General features: G+C 65.2%; 12 protein-coding genes. 7 read left to right on the forward strand and 5 right to left on the reverse strand.

Annotation, left to right across the window (positions count from 1 at the left end; all coding sequences use genetic code 11):
- Positions 1–30 precede the first annotated feature (30 nt).
- Together ACLFLU_RS19245 and ACLFLU_RS19250 are read left to right on the forward strand one after the other, a co-directional pair.
- The gene (locus tag ACLFLU_RS19245) at positions 31–948 is read left to right on the forward strand and encodes an SDR family NAD(P)-dependent oxidoreductase (RefSeq protein ID WP_426413726.1); all 918 of its coding nucleotides are present in this window, start codon (positions 31–33) and stop codon (positions 946–948) included.
- A 38-nt stretch (positions 949–986) separates the two neighbouring features.
- A complete protein-coding gene (locus tag ACLFLU_RS19250; RefSeq protein WP_426413727.1) occupies positions 987–2,165 on the forward strand; it encodes a TIGR03862 family flavoprotein in 1,179 nt (392 codons plus the stop codon).
- Here ACLFLU_RS19250 and ACLFLU_RS19255 read toward each other — a convergent pair whose 3' ends face one another.
- The gene (locus tag ACLFLU_RS19255) at positions 2,166–3,383 is read right to left on the reverse strand and encodes an MFS transporter (RefSeq protein WP_426413728.1); all 1,218 of its coding nucleotides are present in this window, start codon (positions 3,381–3,383) and stop codon (positions 2,166–2,168) included.
- 93 nt (positions 3,384–3,476) lie between these two features.
- Here ACLFLU_RS19255 and ACLFLU_RS19260 point away from each other — a divergent pair, with 93 nt between their 5' ends.
- Positions 3,477–4,379, forward strand: a complete 903-nt coding sequence (locus tag ACLFLU_RS19260) for a LysR family transcriptional regulator (RefSeq protein ID WP_426413729.1) — start codon at positions 3,477–3,479, stop codon at positions 4,377–4,379.
- On the opposite strand, the gene ACLFLU_RS19265 is transcribed toward ACLFLU_RS19260, so the two are convergent.
- From ACLFLU_RS19265 to ACLFLU_RS19275, 3 genes are read right to left on the reverse strand one after another with little or no spacing between them, the layout of a single operon-like run.
- Entirely contained in the window at positions 4,376–5,455 is a 1,080-nt protein-coding gene (locus ACLFLU_RS19265) for a D-TA family PLP-dependent enzyme (protein WP_426413730.1), read from the reverse strand. The two genes, ACLFLU_RS19260 and ACLFLU_RS19265, sit on opposite strands and share 4 nt — an antisense overlap.
- Before the next feature lie 2 nt (positions 5,456–5,457).
- On the reverse strand, positions 5,458–7,269 hold the full coding sequence (locus tag ACLFLU_RS19270) for an ABC-F family ATP-binding cassette domain-containing protein (RefSeq protein ID WP_426413731.1): 1,812 nt from the start codon (positions 7,267–7,269) through the stop codon (positions 5,458–5,460).
- Between the two features lie 2 nt (positions 7,270–7,271).
- The gene (locus tag ACLFLU_RS19275) at positions 7,272–7,763 is read right to left on the reverse strand and encodes a YaiI/YqxD family protein (protein ID WP_426413732.1); all 492 of its coding nucleotides are present in this window, start codon (positions 7,761–7,763) and stop codon (positions 7,272–7,274) included.
- A gap of 107 nt (positions 7,764–7,870) precedes the next feature.
- Here ACLFLU_RS19275 and ACLFLU_RS19280 point away from each other — a divergent pair, with 107 nt between their 5' ends.
- Entirely contained in the window at positions 7,871–8,671 is an 801-nt protein-coding gene (locus tag ACLFLU_RS19280) for a hypothetical protein (protein ID WP_426413733.1), read from the forward strand.
- A 179-nt stretch (positions 8,672–8,850) separates the two neighbouring features.
- Here the strand turns inward: ACLFLU_RS19280 and ACLFLU_RS19285 are convergent, their stop codons facing one another.
- Positions 8,851–11,220: a xanthine dehydrogenase family protein molybdopterin-binding subunit gene (locus tag ACLFLU_RS19285; protein ID WP_426413734.1), complete on the reverse strand. Its 2,370-nt coding sequence runs from the start codon at positions 11,218–11,220 to the stop codon at positions 8,851–8,853.
- 211 nt (positions 11,221–11,431) lie between these two features.
- Here ACLFLU_RS19285 and ACLFLU_RS19290 point away from each other — a divergent pair, with 211 nt between their 5' ends.
- From ACLFLU_RS19290 to ACLFLU_RS19300, 3 genes are all read left to right on the forward strand, one after another.
- A complete protein-coding gene (locus ACLFLU_RS19290) occupies positions 11,432–12,502 on the forward strand; it encodes a Ppx/GppA phosphatase family protein (protein ID WP_426413735.1) in 1,071 nt (356 codons plus the stop codon).
- Position 12,503: 1 nt separating this feature from the next.
- Positions 12,504–13,193 (forward strand): RlmE family RNA methyltransferase, encoded by a 690-nt coding sequence (locus tag ACLFLU_RS19295; protein ID WP_426413736.1) that lies wholly within the window; start codon positions 12,504–12,506, stop codon positions 13,191–13,193.
- 190 nt (positions 13,194–13,383) lie between these two features.
- Positions 13,384–18,993: a beta strand repeat-containing protein gene (locus ACLFLU_RS19300; protein ID WP_426413737.1), complete on the forward strand. Its 5,610-nt coding sequence runs from the start codon at positions 13,384–13,386 to the stop codon at positions 18,991–18,993.
- Positions 18,994–19,057 lie beyond the last annotated feature (64 nt).

Raw genomic sequence — 19,057 nt, forward strand, 5'->3', positions numbered from 1 at the left:
CATGACGCCTAACATCCAGGAAGCACACTCATGGCAATCAGGTTCGACGGACGCGTCGCCATCGTCACCGGCGCTGGCAATGGTCTCGGCAAGGCGCATGCGCTGGGCCTCGCGAGCCGCGGTGCGAAAGTCGTGGTCAACGATTTCGGCGGCGCGCGTGACGGCAGCGGCGGTTCGCTCTCGCCGGCCGAGACCGTGGTCGAGGAGATCCGCAAGGCCGGCGGCACCGCGATGGCCGACGGCGCCGATGTTTCGAATTTCGAGCAGGTCACCGCCATGGTCGAGCGCGCCACCAAGGAATGGGGCAGCGTCGATTTGATGTGCGCCAACGCCGGCATCCTGCGCGACAAATCGTTCGGCAAGATGGAAGCCGCCGATTTCCAGAAGGTGCTCGACGTGCATCTCGTCGGCACCTTCTATTGCTGCAAGGCGGTCTGGGCCGGCATGCGCGACCGCAATTACGGTCGCATCGTGCTGACGACCTCGTCCTCCGGCCTCTACGGTAATTTCGGCCAGGCCAATTACGGCGCGGCCAAATCCGGCATGGTCGGCCTGATGAACGTGCTGGCCGAGGAAGGCCGCAAGACCGACATCCGCGTCAACATCATCTCGCCGACCGCCGCTACCCGCATGACGGAAGAGCTGCTGCCGCCGCAGGCGCTGCAGCTGATGAAGCCGAACGCGATCACGCCTGCGGTCGAGTACATGCTGAGCGAGGACGCGCCGACCCGCACCATCATGGGCGCCGGTGCCGGCTCCTTCGCGGTGATCAAGATTTTGGAGAGCGAAGGCATCAACCTGCCGGAGGCCGACTGGACGCCGGATGCGGTCGCCGCGCATTTCGCCGAGATCTGCGACATGTCGAAGGCCAGAGCGCTGACCGGCGCGTTCGAGCAGACGCAGAAATACGTCGCGCAGGCCGCGGCACGGGCGGGGATCAAGCTCTGACCGACGTCGCCGTCATCGGTGCCGGTCCCGCCGGGCTGATGGCGGCGGAGGTGCTGGCGCAGGGTGGCGCACGCGTCACCGTCTATGACGCCATGCCGTCCGCCGGCCGCAAATTCCTGATGGCCGGCCGTGGCGGACTCAATCTCACCCACAGCGAGCCGCTCGCGGATTTCCTTGTCCGCTATCGGGAAGCGATGCCGCATCTGCGTGCGGCGGTCGAGGCGTTTCCGCCCGACGCGCTGCGCGAATGGAGCGCCGCACTTGGGGAGCTCACCTTCGTCGGCAGTAGCGGGCGGGTGTTTCCCAAAACATTCAAGGCTTCGCCCTTGCTGCGCGCCTGGCTGCGGCGGCTCGATGCGGCCGGCGTGCGGTTCGCGTTTCGGCATCGCTGGACTGGCTGGGACGAGCAGGGCGGGCTTCAGTTTCAAACGTCCGGTGGCACGCTTGCCGTCGCTCCGAGCGCAACCGTGCTTGCGCTTGGTGGCGCGAGCTGGCCTCGGTTGGGCTCGGATGGCGCATGGGTCGACTGTCTCGTCGCGAAGGGCGTTGCCGTCTCAAAGCTCAGGCCGGCCAATTCCGGTTTCATGGTCGCATGGTCCGACGTGTTGCGCGATCGGTTCGAGGGCCAGCCGCTCAAGGGCGTGGCGCTGACGGTCGGCACGCATACGGTGCGCGGCGAAGCCATGATCACCCGCAGCGGCATCGAGGGCGGCGCGATCTATGCGCTGTCGGCGGAATTGCGAGAGGCCGTGCTTGGGATCGGGCAGGCAACGTTGACGATCGCCTTGCGGCCTGACCTCGACGTTAACGCGCTGACGACGCGCCTGTCGGGCACGCGTGGCAAGCAGTCGCTCGCGAATTTCCTGCGCAAGGCGGCGCAATTGTCGCCGGTCGGCATCGGCCTGATGCAGGAGGCGGCCATTGCATCCGGCCGGTCGCTCGCCGCGTTCTCGCCGGCTGAGCTTGCGTATCTGGTGAATGCGATTCCGGTTCGCCTCACCGGCGTCGCCCCGATCGACCGCGCCATCTCGACCGCGGGCGGGATTGCCTTCGACGAGGTCGACGACCACTTTATGCTGCGCAAACTACCGGGCGTGTTCGCCGCCGGCGAGATGCTGGATTGGGAGGCCCCGACCGGCGGCTACCTGCTCCAGGCATCGTTCGCGACCGGCGCTGCGGCGGGCAGGGGCGTGCTGCGGTGGCTCGCGTCGTCCTGATCATGACGTGCCGGTCCTGGTCAGAAGATCGGTGAGAAGGCCGAGCACGCCGAAACTTGCCGCGACCACGCAGACAGCGGTCCAGCCACCAAAACTCCAGGCCAGCGAGGCCGCTGCCGAGCCTACGCCGCCGCCAATGAAGAACAGCGCAACGAACAGGCCGTTGATGCGGCCGCGCGCCTCGGGTCGCAGCAAATTGACGGCGCGGCGGCCGAGCGTCTGGTCGGCGGTGATGCCGACGTCGAGCAGGATCGTGCCGAGGCTCAGCACCAGCAGACCCGCTACGCGGGACTCCATCGCACCGGCGAAGGCGCAGAGCGCGAGCGAGCCGATGATGCACAGATGCGCGGCAAGAAACAGCGGGCGCGCCCAGCCCTTGTCACCCCAGTGGCCAGCGAGCGGTGTCGCCGCGGCGCCCGCGACGCCGATCAGCGCGAAGGCCGCGATGCCCTTGGCGTCGAGCGCAAACGGTGCATCCGGCAGGCGCAGCGCGACCGCGGACCAGAACGCTGTGAAAGACGCCATGACCAGGGACGCGGTCCAGGCCCGTACGCGCAGCACCGGCTCTTCCCGCAGCAGTTTGGGAAACGAGCGGAGCAAATCGCCGTAGCCAACGCGGGCCGCCGGTTGCAGCGTCGGCAGATAACGGCCGAGCGCACCGGCGAGGAACGTCATCAGGACGGCTGAGACGAGATAATAGGCACGCCAGCTCCAGATATCTGCGATCAGGCTCGCGGCAGGCCGCGACAACAGGATGCCGATCATCAATCCGCTCATGACTTCGCCGATGGCCTGGCCGCGGCGCTCGGGCGCCACCATCGAGGCCACGAGCGGAACCATCATCTGGATCGCGGCGCAGGACGCGCCGAGAATGAACGTGGCGAGCAATAGCAGCGACGGCGTCGGTGCGAGTGCCGTTGCCAGTGCTGCGAGGATTGCGCAGCCGAGCGTGCGCAGGATCAGGCGCCGGTTCTCGATGAGATCGACCAGCGGCACCAGCAACAACAGGCCGAGCGCATAGCCGAGCAGGGTCAGCGTGCTGACAAGGCCGGCCTGCCCGGCGGTCATGGACAGCGATCGGCCGATCAGGCCAACCAGAATCTGCGGCGCGAACAGATTGGTGACGACGACGCCGGTGGTGATGGCGCCGAGCCAGATCAGCGATCGCTCGGCGAGTTGCTTCGGGGATGCGAACTTGGTGGTTTCGGAGACGGTCATGGGACCTCGCGGGCTGGGTGCGGGGTCCCCTTTAAGCGGGACGAACAATATGCTACAATTCAATTAAGCCTATAAAGAATATGCGAGTTCGTTATGAATACCCATGACCTCGTCGCGTTCATCGCTGTGGTCGAGACCGGATCAATCGTAGCCGCCTCGACGCGCCTCAATCTCACCCAGCCCGGCGTGACCCGGCGAATCCAGAATCTCGAGGAGATGCTGGGTGCGCAGTTGTTGGACCGTCTGTCGAAGCCGCTGAAGCCCACGGCCGCAGGTCACGAGGCCTACGAGCAGGGCCGGCGCCTTCTTCGGATGCTGGACGACCTCAAGTCCGGCGTTGCCAATGACGGCGTGGTACGCGGCGAGTTCAGGCTCGGCCTCACGCCGTTTCTCTCCGAGGCCGGCCTCAGCGCGCCGCTCGATGCGGTGCGTGCGGAATTTCCGGCGCTGAGCGTGCGCGTGGTCTCGGGCTGGTCGCCCAATCAGGTCGAGCGGGTCAGCCGCAACGAGCTGGATGCCGCCGCGATCTGCCTGCCCGACGGGGCGGCGCCGCCCGCCGATCTCGTCGCCGACGATCTCGGGTCGCAGCCGGTGGTGTTCGTCGTCGCGCGCGAGATGAAGATTCCGCGCACCGTCGACCTGGAGCGCCTGTCGCAGCTCTCGTGGGTGATCAACCAGGACGGCTGCGGATTTCGTGACACGCTCAAGCGCCGCTTCGATGCAGAGCATTTGCCGTTCACCGTCGCCGTGGAGGCGCTGGATAGCGAGCTTCGGCTGTCGCTGGTGTCACGCGGTCTGGGCGTCGGGCTGGTCACACCGATCGCGCTGAAGCGCAGCGCATTTCGCGACAAGCTCAAGCCGGTCGCTGCGCGGGACTTCAATCCCGCCGTGCGCGCATGGCTGGTGCATCGCCCGCCGGCCGGCCGTCTGACCGGCCCGATCAACCTGTTCCGCGACGGACTGGATCGGGAGCTAAAAGCCCTGATTCGCGCCTAGCGCAGCTTCCCGCGCGCCGCCACCGGCAACGTGCCGATGATCTCCTCGCCGCGGACCATCACGACCTCGTCCATCATGTTGACGACGACGCAAACGTGATTGGGCACGATGCGGACGACGTCGCCGACATTGGGGCGCGTGTTGCTGCGGGAGAGGTCGAGGAAGCCATGCTCCTCGGCGAAGCGCGCGATCTTGGCTTCGGGATGCTCCAGGATCAGGCCGTGGCCATCGAGCCCACCGGTATCGGTGGTCAGCGTCTTCGAACCGGCATCGAGAATGCCGCGCTCGGGGGCGGCGCGGCTCACCACGGTCGAATAGATGTGGAGCGCGCAATCGTCCCAGGTGGCGGAGCCAGCTGCGACCTGCATGCGGTCGTTGTAGATATAGGTGCCGAAGCGATGCTCGGTGCCACCCTTGAGCTTGCCGATATTGACGAGGTTCGGCGTGCCGCCGGTCGAGACAATCTTTGCATCGAGCCCGTGCGCGCGCACGCCGGCCAGCGCCTCGTCGAAGAATTTCTGCGCATCGCCCCAGCCGGTCTCGGTCGGGTAGAGCATGAAGCCGGCAAACTCCAGTCCCTTGGACGCTGCGATCTCGCGTGCGAGCGCAATCGCTTCCGCAGGCGTCTCGACGCCCGCGCGCTTGCGGCCCGTGTCGCATTCGACCACGACCGAGAGCGGACGGCCCGAGGCCGCGGCCGCCTTCGGCAGTCCGGCAACGACGGTCGAATTGTCGGCGGCGACCGTCATGTTGGTCTTGGCATTCAGCGCGCCGAGACGCGCCATCTTTTCCTCGCCCAGCAGATTGTAGCTGATCAGGATGTCGTCGATGCCGGCATTGGCCATGATCTCGGCCTCGCCGATCTTCTGGCAGGTGATGCCTTTGGCGCCGGCCGCGATCTGCATCTTCGCGATCGTCGGGTTCTTGTGCGTCTTGATATGCGGACGGTTGGCAACGCCAGCGTCGTCGCAGGCCTTCTGGATCCGCGCTATGTTGCGCTCGACCTTGTCCATGTCGATGACGGCGCAGGGCGTGCCGTATTCGCGGGCGATCTTGGCGGCGAGTGTGGTTGTCATGGTTAAGCCTGCTCTATTTCTTCGCGAAGCATTTCAAGGTCGAGCCAGCGCTCTTCAGCGGCTGACAATTCGTCATGCGCCTTGGCGATGGCAGCCGACGTATCGTCGAATGTCTTGCGATCTTTGGCGTAGAGATTGGGATCGTCAAGCACGCGTTGCAGTTTGGCAATATCGGCCTGCAACGCTTCCATCCTCTTCGGCAGCGTTTCCAGCGCGTGTTTCTCGTTGAAGCTCAGCTTGCGCCTGGACGCGGACGCGGGAGCAGCGGAGCGCTCCTCTTTCTTCTCGGCGGGTGCCTGTGTCTTCGCGGTCTCGCGCTTCAGGTCGGCGCCGCGTTGCGTGAGCATGTCGCTATAGCCGCCGGCATATTCGGTCCATTTGCCGTTGCCTTCGGGCGCGATCACGGACGTGACAATGCGGTCGAGGAAGTCGCGGTCATGGCTGATCAGGATGACCGTGCCCTCGTAATCACCGAGCATGTCTTCGAGCACGTCGAGCGTTTCGAGATCGAGATCGTTGGTCGGTTCGTCCAGCACCAGCAGGTTTGACGGCTTGGCCAGCGCGCGGGCCAGCATCAGCCGGCCGCGCTCGCCGCCTGAGAGCACCTCCACCGGCGTGCCGCGCTGCTCCTGGGCGAACAGGAAGTCCTTCATGTAGCCGACCACATGCTTCGGCTTGCCGCCGACCATGATCTGGTCGCCGCGGCCGCCGGTCAGCGCCTCGGCCAGCGTCGACTTGGGATCGAGGCTCTCGCGGTGCTGGTCGAGCGTGGCCGTCTCCAGATTGGCCCCTAACCGCACGGTGCCGGAGTCAGGCTGCGCGCCGCCGGTGAGCAGATTGACCAGCGTGGTCTTGCCGGCGCCGTTGGGACCGATGATGCCGAGCCGGTCGCCGCGCTGGATGCGGGTGGAGAAATTGTCGACGATGATGCGGTCGCCGAAGGCCTTGGTGATGCCCTTGGCCTCGATCACCAGCTTGCCGGATTGCTCGGCTTCGGCGGCAGCGAGACTGGCGGTGCCGGCGGTGCCGCGATAATTGCTGCGCTGGTCGCGTAGCGCATGCAGATTGCCGAGCCGCTTGACGTTGCGCTTGCGGCGGCCGGAGACGCCGTGCCGCAGCCAGTGCTCCTCGTCGACGATCTTGCGGTCGAGCTTGTGCTGGTCGCGCTCTTCTTCCGCCAGCACCTCGTCGCGCCAGCTCTCGAACGAGGCGAAGCCGCGGTCGATCTGCTTGATCTTGCCGCGATCAAGCCAGGCGGTGGAGCGCGAGAGATTGGTGAGGAAGCGGCGGTCGTGGCTGATGATCACCAGCGCGCTGCGGCGGCTGTCGAGCTCCTTTTCCAGCCATTCGATGGTAGAGAGATCGAGATGGTTTGTCGGTTCGTCCAGCAGCAAGATGTCGGGCGAGGGCGCCAGCACCCGCGCCAGAGCCGCGCGGCGGGCCTCGCCGCCGGAGACGTTGGCCGGGTTCTCGTTGCCGGTGAGCCCAAGCTGCTCGACCAAATAGCGCGCCTGGTATGGATCATCGCCGGGCGCGAGACCAGCCTCGACATAGGCCAGCGTGGTCTTGTGGTCGCCGAAATCCGGCTCCTGCGGCAAATAGCGAACCGTCGCGCCGGGCTGCACGAAGCGGGTGCCGCCGTCGGCCTCAACGATGCCGGCAGCTATCTTCAGCAGCGTCGACTTGCCGGAGCCGTTGCGGCCGATCAGGCAGACGCGCTCGGATGGCGCGACATTGAGCTCGACGCCCGACAGCAGCGGCGTGCCGCCAAAGGTCAGCTTGATGTCTTTGAGTTGGATCAGCGGCGGCGCCATGACTAGCCTTGGCTCGTAGCAGCTTGATCGGCGCGGCGGCGCTGGATCCGGCGCAGCGTCTGGTCGAGCGCCGAAAGGAATGAGGAGCGATCGCGCGGCGCGAACGAACGGGGGCCACCGGTGACTTCACCGGCCGAGCGCAGATCCGTCATCAGATTGCGCACCGCCAGCGTCATCCCGATCGACTCCTCCGTGAACGGTTTGCCGTTCGGCGCGATCACGTCGGCGCCCGCTTTCACGCAGCGGCTCGCCAGCGGAATGTCGGAGGTGATGACGACGTCGCCGGGCCTGGCCCGCTCCGCGATCCAGTCGTCGGCTGCATCCATGCCGGCGCCGGCGGCGATGCGCTCGATCAGGGGATCGTGGGGCACGCGAATAAAATTGCCGGCGACCACGCTCACGGGCACGCCGTGGCGGAGCGCGACGCGGTAGATTTCGTCCTTCACCGGGCAGGCGTCGGCGTCGACATAGATGCGGGTGGGAGTGTCATTCATTCGCCGCGTGGTACCCCATTCGGGCCGCAAAGGCGAGGGGATTGACCGTAGTTCCGCGAGGCTTACGATCGGCCCTGAAAGAACAAAAACATAGGGAAAAGCCTGCCATGCCGAACCGGCTCGAAACCTGGCGCGTCGAGGCCTACAACACCGCCAAACAGTCCGAAAACAAGATGCACGACGACACGGTGGCGCGCCGCTTCGGCTTTTCCGGTGGCCTCGTTCCGGGCGTCGATGTGTTCGCCTACATGATGCACGTGCCGGTGGCGCGCTGGGGCCGCGATTTCCTGACGCGCGGGCTGGTTGAGGCGCGCTTCATCAAGCCGGTCTATGACGGCGAGACCGCCGATGTCGATGCGACCGAGCACAACGGCCTGCTCACGATCGAGGTCTTCAGCCGCACCGAGCTTTGCGCCACCGGAACGGCGTCGCTGCCGGCGGCAGCGCCCGCGGTGTCATTGGGAGACTATGTCGCAGTACCAGCAGTGGCCGAGCGCAAGCCGGTCAGCCCTGAAATCTTCGAGGTCGGCAAATGGCTGGGCACGACGCCGCGCCGCTGGGCCGGGCAGGGCGCGACCGACTACCTTGCAGATGTCAGGGAGACCGATCCGATTTTCGCGCGCGAGGGGCTCGGCCATCCCGGCCTGATCCAGCGCGTCATGAACCGTGTGCTGGTGGACAATACGATCCTCGGCCCGTGGATCCACGTCGGCAGCCGCATGCAGCTCTTATCGCCCGCTCGCACCGGCGACGAGATCGTCGCGCGGGCGAAGGTCACGGCCAACTACGAGAAGAAGGGCCACCGCTTCGTCGAGCTCGACGCGCTGGTGGTCGCCAACAGCACGACGCCGATTGCGCATTGCCAGCACATTGCAATCTACCAGCCGCGCGAGCAGGCGGCGGCGTAATTGACGGCTGGGTTCTAAGCTCCCTCACCCAATTCGGTGTCATGCCCCGCGAAAGCGAGGCATCCAGTACGCCGCGGCTTCTCGGCTCTGGCGGCGCCGCCTCTGGAATACTGGGATCGCCCGCTTTCGCGGGCGATGACAGCGTGATTGTGGAAGGGGAAGGGCGTCCCTTACGCCCCTTACACCATCCCCTTCGCGTCCTGGATCGCGCGCCACACCCGCTCCGGCGTCAACGGCATGTCGATGTGCTTGATGCCGTAGTCGGAGAGCGCATCGACCACGGCGTTCACCACCGTCGACAGGCTGCCGGCGCAGCCGGCTTCGCCGCAGCCCTTGGTGCCCAGGGGATTGCTCTTGGCCGGCACCGGGTGATCACCGACCTCCATGTACGGCACGTCCCCGGCGCGGGGCAGCGCATAGTCCATCAGCGAGCCCGTGATCGGCTGGCCGCTCTCGTCGTAGCGGACATGCTCCATCAGCGCCTGGCCGATACCCTGGACGACGCCGCCGTGGAGCTGACCGGCGACCAGCATCGGGTTGATCACGGTGCCGAAATCGTTGACCGCGCTGTAGCGCACGATCTGCACCACGCCCGTATCCGGATCGACTTCGACCTCGGCGACATGGCAGCCGTTCGGGAAGGCCGACGGCACCGGTTCGCTGGTGTGGTCGACGTCGAGACTGTCAGGCACGCCGTCCGGAACCTTGCCGTCATGCAGCTTCTTGGCGAGCTCCATGATGTCGATGCTGCGGTCGGTGCCGGCGATGGTGAAGGCGCCGTCGGCGAACTCGATGTCGGCCTCCGAGGCCTCCAGCATGTGCGCGGCGGCGCGCTTGCCCTTTTCGATCACGAGGCGCGATGACTCCACGATGGCTTGCCCCGTCGCGGTGATCGAGCGCGAGCCGCCGGTGCCGTTGCCGGTATGGACGATGTCGCTGTCGCCCTGCACCAGCTTCACGCTCTCGAAGGGAACCCCTAACTGCGCGCACAGCACCTGTGCGAACGGGGTGGCGTGGCCCTGACCGTAGTCGAGCGTGCCGGTGATCAGCTGCACGCTGCCATCGGGATCGAACACGATCTTGCCGAGCTCGGGGCTCGGCGGCGCGGTGACCTCGAGATAGGAACCGACGGCGATGCCGCGGAGCTTGCCGGCTTTCTTGCTCTCCTTCTTGCGCTTGGCGAAATTCTCGTGGTCGGAGATTTCGAGCGCCTTGGTGAACACCGCCTGGAAGTCGCCGCTGTCATAGGTGACGCCGGAGGAGGCCGGGAAGGGCATCTGGTTCGGCTTGATGAAGTTGCGCTTGCGCATCGTCAGCCGGTTGATGCCCATCTCGTCGGCGGCGCGGTCGATCAGCCGCTCCATGTAGTAGTTCGCCTCGGGCCGGCCGGCGCCGCGATAGGCGCCCATCAGCGTGGTGTTGGTCAGCACCGTCTTGATGTCGACGCCCATCAGCGGCGTGCGGTAGACGCTGGAAAAATTCTTGCCCGTGTTGAGCGAGAGCGGGCCGGGCGCAACGCCGGTGATGTAGGCGCCAAGATTGCCGTAGCCGGACAGCTTTGCCGCGAGGAAGTGGCCCTCGGCATCGAGCGCGAGCTCGGCATGGATCTTTTGCGCGCGGCCGTGGCTGTCGGAGAGGAAGCTGGTGGAGCGCTCGTCGAGCCACTTCACCGGGCGTCCCAGCGCCTTCGCCGCGTACAGGATGCACATGTATTCGGGATAGTTGACGTTCTTCATGCCGAAGGAACCGCCGACATTGGCGGTGAGAATGCGCACCTTCTCGTTCGGCACCTTCAGGTTCTTGGCGAGGTTGGCGCGGTTGCCCGCGACGCCCTGCGTCGGCATCTGGATGGTGTAGCGCTCGGTGGTCTTGTCGTAGGAGGCGAGCCCCACGCGCGGCTCCATCGAGACCACAGCGACGCGGGTGTTCTCGATGTCGACCTTGGTGACATGGGCGGCGCCGGCGAAAGCGGCGTTCACCTTCTCCATGTCGCCATAATGATAGTCGAGCGCGACGTTGTTCGGGATGTGGTCGTAGAGCTGCGGTGCGCCGGGCTTGGTAGCTTCCTCGGGATCGGTCACCGCCGGCAGCGGCTCGATATCGAGTTCCACCGCCTCGGCCGCGTCGCGCGCCTGGGCCAGCGTATCGGCGACCACGAAGGCGACAGGATCGCCGACGAACCGGACCTTGTCGGTTGCCAGCGGCTGGCGATTGGTCTGAAGCAGGGGCGAGCCGTCGCGGCTCTTCAGCGGCAGGCCGCAGGTGAAGGGACCATAGCCGGCCGCATCGAGGTCCTTGCCGGTCCACACGCCCAGCACGCCCGGCATTGCCCTGGCGGCGTCGGTGCTGATACCGCGGAGGATGCCGTGGGCGTGGGTCGAGCGGACGACCACGCAATGGGCCTGGCCGGGCAGGTTGAAATCGTCGGTATAGCGGCCCTTGCCGCGCACCAGCGTGTCGTCCTCCTTGCGGCGGACCGGCTGCCCGACGCCGTATTTTTGCAGTGCAATAGCGTTTTCGAGCGTCGAGGATTTCGTGTGTTCTTGCATGGAAATGACCTGAAAAGCCGGCAATTGCGCGTTTTGTGGGCGCCTTGGGGGGCCGGACCCTATTGAAATAACCCACCGACCCGTTCACGACAACGCACGAATGGGCATGGTCCCATGTGATGCGTTGTTGCGCATGCCTGACGCGCTGCTAATGTTTCAGGCGAAAAATCAATTCCAGACCGGCCCGACCGGCCGCGGAAAGACAGTTTGTATGAATGACCACACGCGGCTCCGCGACGGCCATGCGCCGCACGGTGAGCTGGAGGGGTCGATGGCGGCGGTGGCGTTGGCCCCCGAACCGGCTGTCCCCGCGCAAGCGGGAACCGGCGTCTACGCGGCGCTGGACCTCGGCACCAACAATTGCAGGCTCCTGATCGCTTGTCCGACCCATGACGGCTTTCGCGTGGTCGATTCCTTCTCGCGCATCATCCGGCTCGGCGAGGGCGTCTCGGCGACCGGCTCGATCAGCGAGGCCGCGATCGATCGTGCCATCGCCGCGCTCAGCATCTGCCGGGACAAGATCAATCTGCGCAAAGCCAAGCGGCTGCGGCTGATCGCGACCGAAGCCTGCCGCGCGGCCTCGAATGCGGAGGGCTTTCGCAGCCGCGTCGCGGTCGAGACCGGCATCGAGCTCGAGGTGATCGACCGCGAGACCGAAGCCTCGCTCGCCATGCTCGGCTGCTCGCCGCTGGTCGACCCGAAGGGCCGCGGCGCCATCCTGTTCGATATCGGCGGCGGTTCGACCGAGCTGGTGCGGATCGAGCGCGACCCGGAAAATCCGGAGCCACGCATCAAGGCCTGGATGTCGATCCCGCTTGGCGTCGTGACGCTGGCCGAGCAGTTCGGCGGCCGCGACGTGACGCCGGAGATTTATGCTGCGATGGAGCAGGAGGTTGCCAACCATGTAGCGCCGTTCGCGGAGCAACATGGCCGCGATCTCACCGACATGCATCTGCTCGGCACGTCTGGCACCGTGACGACGCTCGCCGGCATCCATCTCAATCTCGCTCGCTACGACCGCCGCCGCATCGACAGCATCTGGATGAACGACACCGACATCACCGCGACCATCAACAAGCTGCTCGGCATGAGCTACGAGGACCGCGCCAACAACAGCTGCATCAGCATCGAGCGCGCCGATCTCGTGCTGGCCGGCTGCGCCATCCTCGACGCGATCCGCCGCGCATTCCCGCTGCCGCGCCTGCGCGTCGCCGACCGCGGCCTGCGCGAGGGCATGCTGGTCGAGATGATGCGCGAGGACGGCGCGCTCAGGAGCTGGTGAGATGGCGAAAGACACCACCGGCCGCTTGCACGTCCAGGTCAAGACCGGCGGCAAGCGCAAATTGTCGTCGAAGCTGTGGCTGGAGCGGCAGCTCAACGATCCCTATGTGGTCAAGGCCAAGGCGCTGGGCTATCGCTCGCGCGCCGCGTTCAAGCTGCTCGAGATCGACGACAAATATCGCCTGCTGAAGGCCGGCATGGCCGTGGTCGATCTTGGCGCCGCGCCCGGCGGCTGGAGCCAGATCGCGGCCAAGCGCGTCGGCTCGATCGACGGCAAGGGCAAGGTCATCGCGATCGATCTGTTGGAGATGCCGGGGATTGCCGGCGTCGACTTCGCGCAGCTCGACTTCATGGACAACGACGCGCCGGAAAAACTCACCGCGATGCTCGGCGGCGGCGCCGACGTCGTGATGTCCGACATGGCCGCCAACACCACCGGTCACCGCAAGACCGATCAGCTCCGCATCGTCGGCCTGATCGAGACCGCGGCCGCCTTTGCCTGCGACGTGCTCAAGCCCGGCGGGTCGTTCCTGGCCAAGACGTTCCAGAGCGGCGCCGACGCCGATCTGCTCGCCCAGCTCAAGCGCGACTTCGCGACCGTGCGCCACGTCAAGCCGGCCGCGAGCCGGCAGGATTCCTCGGAGCGCTACGTGCTCGCGACGGGATTTCGCGGTGGGGCGGACAGAGAGTAGCGGTCTGGCTTTTGAAAAACCTTGCCACCGCGTCGCGCCTGCGGCGTTGTGGTATGGTATTTTATGTTAATATATCATAAATCTGTAGTGATATGACGCAATGATCCCGCCACCGCAATCCGGTGGTCGGCCGTCGCGCAAGCAATCTCAGGTGGACCTTCGAACCGGGACCATCTGAGAGGAAGAAGCGATGTCCGAGCCAGTGATCGATGCGAACACGTTCCCCGTGATCGGAGAGGTGATTGGCGGTGGGACATTCACCGTGGCGGTAACGCCGCGGGAGCCGGTACCCCAACAGACAGGCCCGGTCACCGTGGGGGCGGGTGGTGTGCTGGTTACGGAAGACGCGCCCTATGTGTCGGCCGCGCCATATGTCAGCACTTCGCCGGTGCTCTTCACGCCGATACTGCTCGCGCCAGCGCCGGCGAGCGTGCTGTCCGTCACCGCCTCGCCCGCAAACGGTGTGCTGCACTCCGGCGATACCGTGACCTTCACCCTGGCCATGAGCAGTGCCGTGACCGTCTCCGGCGGCACGCCGACATTGACGCTCAATGACGGCGGCACCGCCGTCTATGACGCGGCCGCAACCGCGGCGCTCGGCGATCCCACCAAGCTGGTCTTCAGTTACAAGGCCGCGGTGTCCGACTGGCCTGTGGACGGCCTTTCGTTCGTCCGCGGCAGCTACAACAGCGCGTCGATCGTCGATGCGACGGGGCAGACGCCGGACTTCTCCGCCGTGTACACCAGCTCGTTCGCCGGACTCCAGGTTGAAACGTCCGGGCCTACCAAGGTGACCCTCTTCGCCGGCACCGACGGCAACAAGCACGTCAATCTCTGGGTGACGGACGGCACGTCAGCCGGCACTTCCGAGCTCTCCGTCGCCAATGCGTCGGTAAATGGGCTCAAGCCCACGTCGTTCGTCTCGCTGGGGACCAAGGTCGCCTTCATCGGTACGGATTCGGCCAACCATCAGGGCCTGTGGATCTCGGATGGTACCGCTGGCGGAACATCGGAGTTCTACGTCCCCGGCACATTTATCAACGGTCTTGCCTCTGCGACGCTGGTGAAAGTCGGCGACAAGGTCATCCTGTCCGGCATTGATGCACAGGGCAATCGCAATGCCTGGGTGACCGACGGCACGGCCGGCGGGACGTTGGAGCTTCCCGCCACCAACCCCACGAATTTCACGCAGGTCGGCGGCAAAGTGTTCTTCTCCGGAGTTGATCAACTCGGCCTCCGCAATATCTGGGTGACTGACGGCACGGCGAGCGGCACTTCGGAGCTGATGGTCCCCGGCTCCTCCACCCTTGACGGCAGCGGATTCACTGCGCTGGGCAACAAGATCCTGTTCCGCAACAACGGCGATCTCTGGATAACGGACGGGACGGGGGCGGGGACGTCGCGTCTGTCGGTGACCGGCGTCAGCAGCGGTTATGGGCTTTCACCCACCAATATTGTCTCGCTTGGAAACAAGGCGCTCTTCCTCGGCCTCGACTCGGGCAATCATACCGGCATCTGGGTGACCGACGGAACGGCAGCAGGCACGTCCGAACTGTCGATTGCTGGTTCGGCGAATTGGTTGGCGGCGCCGGGACAGCTGACTGTCCTCGGCAACAAGGCGCTGTTCGTTGCGAATGATGTCTTCTGGGTCACCGACGGCACATCGGCCGGAACGTCGCAGTTGCAGATCGCGGGAATGGGGGATCCGAGCGGCATGACCCTGTTCGGCGGCAAGCTGCTGTTTCAGGCGAATGGAAATCTCTGGATCACCGACGGCACAGTCGCCGGCACTTCGATCCTGAGCGCTGGCGGAATGACCGGAAATCCGTACTTCTCGGTGTCCGGCAACGAGGTCCTGTTCCAGCGTGTCAACGCCGGTGGTCAACTGACCCTTTGGAAGACGGACGGCACGACGGCTGGAACGCTGGAGGTTCCAGTCGCCGGCGAAACGCCGGTATTCGTGGCGGGGCGCGACTTCGCGACGACCGGGAATCAGTCGCTGTTCGTGGGCGCCAATTCGACCGGCCGCGAGACGCTCTGGGTGACCGACGGCACCAATGCGGGCACAAGCGAACTGTCCGCATCGATGATCTTCTCGTATTTGGCCGACACCTACGTCACCTACCATCCCTACTTCACCGCGTTCGGAACCAAGGTGTTGTTCGCGGACGGTCCAGCCCTCGCGGTGAGTGACGGCACCGCCGCTGGCACGCATCTGGTGTCCGTGACCGGCGCGTATAACGGAGGCGGCCTGTTTTATGACCTCACCGGCTCCGGAAGAACCAACAACGATCCCCAATTTACGGTTCTCGGAAGCCGCGCCCTGTTCAGAGGGCTCGATGCGGCGGGGTTCACAGGCTTGTGGGTCACGGACGGCACCAGCGCGGGCACGTCCGAGCTGTCGGTTGCAGGGGCCGCGACGAGCGCCGTCGCTCTCGGTCCGATTGGCTTGGCGCCATCGGCCTTCGAGCTGTTCGGCAATCAGGTTTTGTTCACAGGGCAGGACAACACCCATACGTCTGGTCTCTGGATTACGGACGGAACGTCGGCCGGCACCTCCGAACTCGCCGGAGGCGTGTCCGCATTCGGTCACGGCACCGTGGGTGGCGTGACCGTGCTTGGCAACAAGGCGGTGTTCGTCGCCACCAATTCATCCAACCAGAGAGTTCTCGGTGTTACCGACGGTACCGCAGCTGGCACATCGGAAATTGCGGTCGCGGGGGTGTCGGCGACATCATTCAACCCGAGAGGATTGACCGCTCTCGGCAACAATGTGCTGTTCTCGGGCGTCGATGCAGCGGGCAATAGCGGCATTTGGTCGACTGACGGGACGTCGGCCGGGACATCGGAGCTGTTCTCTGGACTTGGCTCGGCTCCAAACTTCTTTGCTCAGCTCGGCGGTAAGGTGGTGTTCACCGGCGCCGGCGCTCAGCCCGATCTGTGGGTCAGCGACGGGACCGTGGCCGGGACCACCGAATTTTACATCCCCGGGAGCTATTCGACCAACAGCATCCTCATCGGAATCCAGGGCAACCAGGTGCTGTTCTGGGGCATGGATACGAGCGGGAGATACAATCTCTTTGCAAGCGATGGCACGCTCGCCGGCACCTCCGAGCTATCGGTCGCCGGGGCCTATGTCGGCCCAAGCGGAGGCGGGCTCTTTTCTCAGTCCACATCTCGACTGGACCCGTCCGCTGTATCCTTCGGCGGCAAGACCTATTTCGCAGGCCGAGACACGAACGGTCTTGTCAGCCTTTTCGTGACGGATGGGACCTCGGCCGGTTCGTACAAGATTGTCGTCAATGGTGCGGCCGCGACCGGACTCAATCCCACTAATCTGACCGTAGTGAACGGGAAGATCGTCTTCGACGGCCTCGATGCGAGCGGCCGGGGCAGCCTCTGGACTTCTGACGGCACCACCGCCGGGACAGTGGAGATGTCCTTGACGCAACCGGGTTCACTCGCTCCGGGACCGTTCGCTCCCCTCAGCCCGCAAGCGACTGTCCTCTCCTTCACCGGCTCGCCGGCGAGCGGAATCGTGCATGCCGGCGACACCGTGACCTTCACCATGACGCTGAGCCGCGGCGTGACGGTCAGCGGTGGCACGCCGACGCTGACGCTCAACGACGGCGGCATTGCCGTCTACAACGCGGCCGCGACCGCCGCGCTCGGCGATCCCGCCAGGATGGTGTTCAGCTACACGGTTGGTGCGTCTGATCTGCCGGAGAACGGCCTGTCCTTCGTGCGTGGCGATCAGAATGGCGCTGTCATCGTCGACTCGTCCGGCCAGGGGCCCGATTTCTCCGGCGCATTCGCGACCTCGTTCTCCGGACTCCAGATCGCGACGGCACCGACGGCGGTGACCTCCGTCGTCGCCTCGCCGTCAAACGGCGTGGAGCATCCCGGCGACACCGTGACCTTCACGATCACCATGAACCGCGCCGTCACGATCTCCGGCGGCACGCCGACGCTGACGCTGAACGACGGTGGCGTCGCCAGTTACGATGCGGTAGCGACCGCGGCGCTGGGCGATCCCACCAGGATGGTGTTCAGCTATACGGTTGGTACGTCCGATCTGCCGGTGGACGGCCTGTCCTTTGTGCGCGGTGACCAGAACGGCGCCGTCATCGTCGACGGGGCGGGCCGGGGTCCCGACTTCTCCGCCGTGTTCGCGGCCTTGTTCTCCGGGATTCAAATTAGCCCGGCCGCACCGGGCGTAGTGACTGCTGGACCGGAAATTCAAGCCGCGAGCGGTGCGGTCGTCGCTGAATTGGCCAACGGCAATTTCGCGAGCGCGTGGCTGGAGGGTTCGGCGGTTCATGCCCAGATCCTCAGCCCGGACGGCACAAAGGTCGGCGGCGAATCCATCGCACAAATGCCGATCCTGACGATGCCGGGATTAGGGGCACATCCGTCCGTCACGGCATTGACGAATGGTGGATTCGCGGTGGTCTGGGGGGCCTACGATGCGTTCACCGCTCTTAATGGTGTGGAGGTTCAGCTCTTTGCGTCGAACGGCGCGCCGACCGGTACGGCGTTCCAGGCCAACACCGAGGCAGGTCAACTCAATTTGGGCCTGAACACGTCAGGCGTTCAAGTCAAAACGCCCACCGTCACCGCTTTGGCCGACGGAGGTTTTGTCGCAACGTGGACCTACGATGATGTTCGAAGTCCCATCGCGACTTCGAGGTCGCAGATATTCGATGCGAACGGGGCCAGGATCGGCAACGAGATCGTTGCCGCTCTGGACAAGAGCGACGGAGCTTCACCGGCCATCTCCTGGTTCGCAGATGGCAGCTTCGTTGCGGTCTGGAATCAGTTAAATGTTCAGGCCATCGTCCCCGGGCCGCCCCCGGGAGAGCTGGTGCGGCCGGGTTTCACGGCCCAGATCTTCGACGCGCAGGGTAACAAGATCAGCGCGGAAATCGCTGTCAATTCGAATTCCGATTTGTGGAACTCCAGCAACCCCAGCGTGGCCGTATTGCCGACGGGCGGATTCGTCGTCACGTGGGAAGAGCAACGTAACAACGGTACAGCGGTCACGGACGCGATCGTGGCACAGCAATTCGATGCCGGCGGAACGAAGGTCGGATCTCAGTTTCATGTCGATGCGACGGTTGCGCCCGTCAATGCGTTCGTCGCATCCCAGCCGAAGGTGACGGCGCTGGCTGACGGCAACTTCGCAATCCTCTGGCAAGACGCCAGCAGCGTCGACGCGAGCGCATCCGTCGTCAAGGTGCGACTGTTCGACGCGTATCAGCAGTCCCCTGTCGGCAGCGAAGTCGTGATCAATGTGCAAGCGAGCCAGGATCAGGTTCATCCCGCGCTTGTCGCTTTGCAGGACGGCGGATTCGCAATCGCGTGGGGCGATGCGAACGGCGAGAAGACGCAAATCTACGCCGCCAATCAACCTGTCACCACGATTGCATCGGGCGCGACGCTCGAGATCCCGGCTGCATCTTCCGCCAAGCTCGCCTTCGCGCCTGGCGGCGCCTCGCTGCAACTCGACCAATCCACCGCATTCACAGGCGCGATCACGGGATTCGATGCGGGCGACGGCATCGACCTCGCCGATATCGCATTCAGCGGCGCTGGCACGACGCTCGGCTATGCGGCGAACGCCAGCAATAGTGGCGGGCATCTCGCCGTCTCTGACGGGACGCATATCGCTGCGTTGACACTGCTGGGGCAGTACAGCGCAACGAGCTTCGTCCTTTCGGCCGACGGACACGGCGGCACGCTCATCAGTGCGGCGGCGCCCGACGCAGCTGGTCAGCCGCATCTGGCAGCGCCGGTCTAGCGTTCCAGAACCTTTCGCTTTTCGCGATCACGCACCCACTGCAAGAAGCCGCTGTCGCCGCAAT

The organism is Bradyrhizobium ganzhouense (assembly GCF_049949285.1).
Lineage (GTDB): Bacteria > Pseudomonadota > Alphaproteobacteria > Rhizobiales > Xanthobacteraceae > Bradyrhizobium > Bradyrhizobium ganzhouense.

Coding starts and splice junctions, on each gene's coding strand:
- ACLFLU_RS19300 (WP_426413737.1), top strand. CDS start 13,384: ATGTCCGAGCCAGTGATCGATGCGAACACGTTCCCCGTGATCGGAGAG.
- ACLFLU_RS19265 (WP_426413730.1), bottom strand. CDS start 5,455: ATGACAACCACACTCGCCGCCAAGATCGCCCGCGAATACGGCACGCCC.
- ACLFLU_RS19280 (WP_426413733.1), top strand. CDS start 7,871: ATGCCGAACCGGCTCGAAACCTGGCGCGTCGAGGCCTACAACACCGCC.
- ACLFLU_RS19250 (WP_426413727.1), top strand. CDS start 987: ATGGCGGCGGAGGTGCTGGCGCAGGGTGGCGCACGCGTCACCGTCTAT.
- ACLFLU_RS19270 (WP_426413731.1), bottom strand. CDS start 7,269: ATGGCGCCGCCGCTGATCCAACTCAAAGACATCAAGCTGACCTTTGGC.
- ACLFLU_RS19245 (WP_426413726.1), top strand. CDS start 31: ATGGCAATCAGGTTCGACGGACGCGTCGCCATCGTCACCGGCGCTGGC.
- ACLFLU_RS19275 (WP_426413732.1), bottom strand. CDS start 7,763: ATGAATGACACTCCCACCCGCATCTATGTCGACGCCGACGCCTGCCCG.
- ACLFLU_RS19285 (WP_426413734.1), bottom strand. CDS start 11,220: ATGCAAGAACACACGAAATCCTCGACGCTCGAAAACGCTATTGCACTG.
- ACLFLU_RS19295 (WP_426413736.1), top strand. CDS start 12,504: ATGGCGAAAGACACCACCGGCCGCTTGCACGTCCAGGTCAAGACCGGC.
- ACLFLU_RS19290 (WP_426413735.1), top strand. CDS start 11,432: ATGAATGACCACACGCGGCTCCGCGACGGCCATGCGCCGCACGGTGAG.
- ACLFLU_RS19255 (WP_426413728.1), bottom strand. CDS start 3,383: ATGACCGTCTCCGAAACCACCAAGTTCGCATCCCCGAAGCAACTCGCC.
- ACLFLU_RS19260 (WP_426413729.1), top strand. CDS start 3,477: ATGAATACCCATGACCTCGTCGCGTTCATCGCTGTGGTCGAGACCGGA.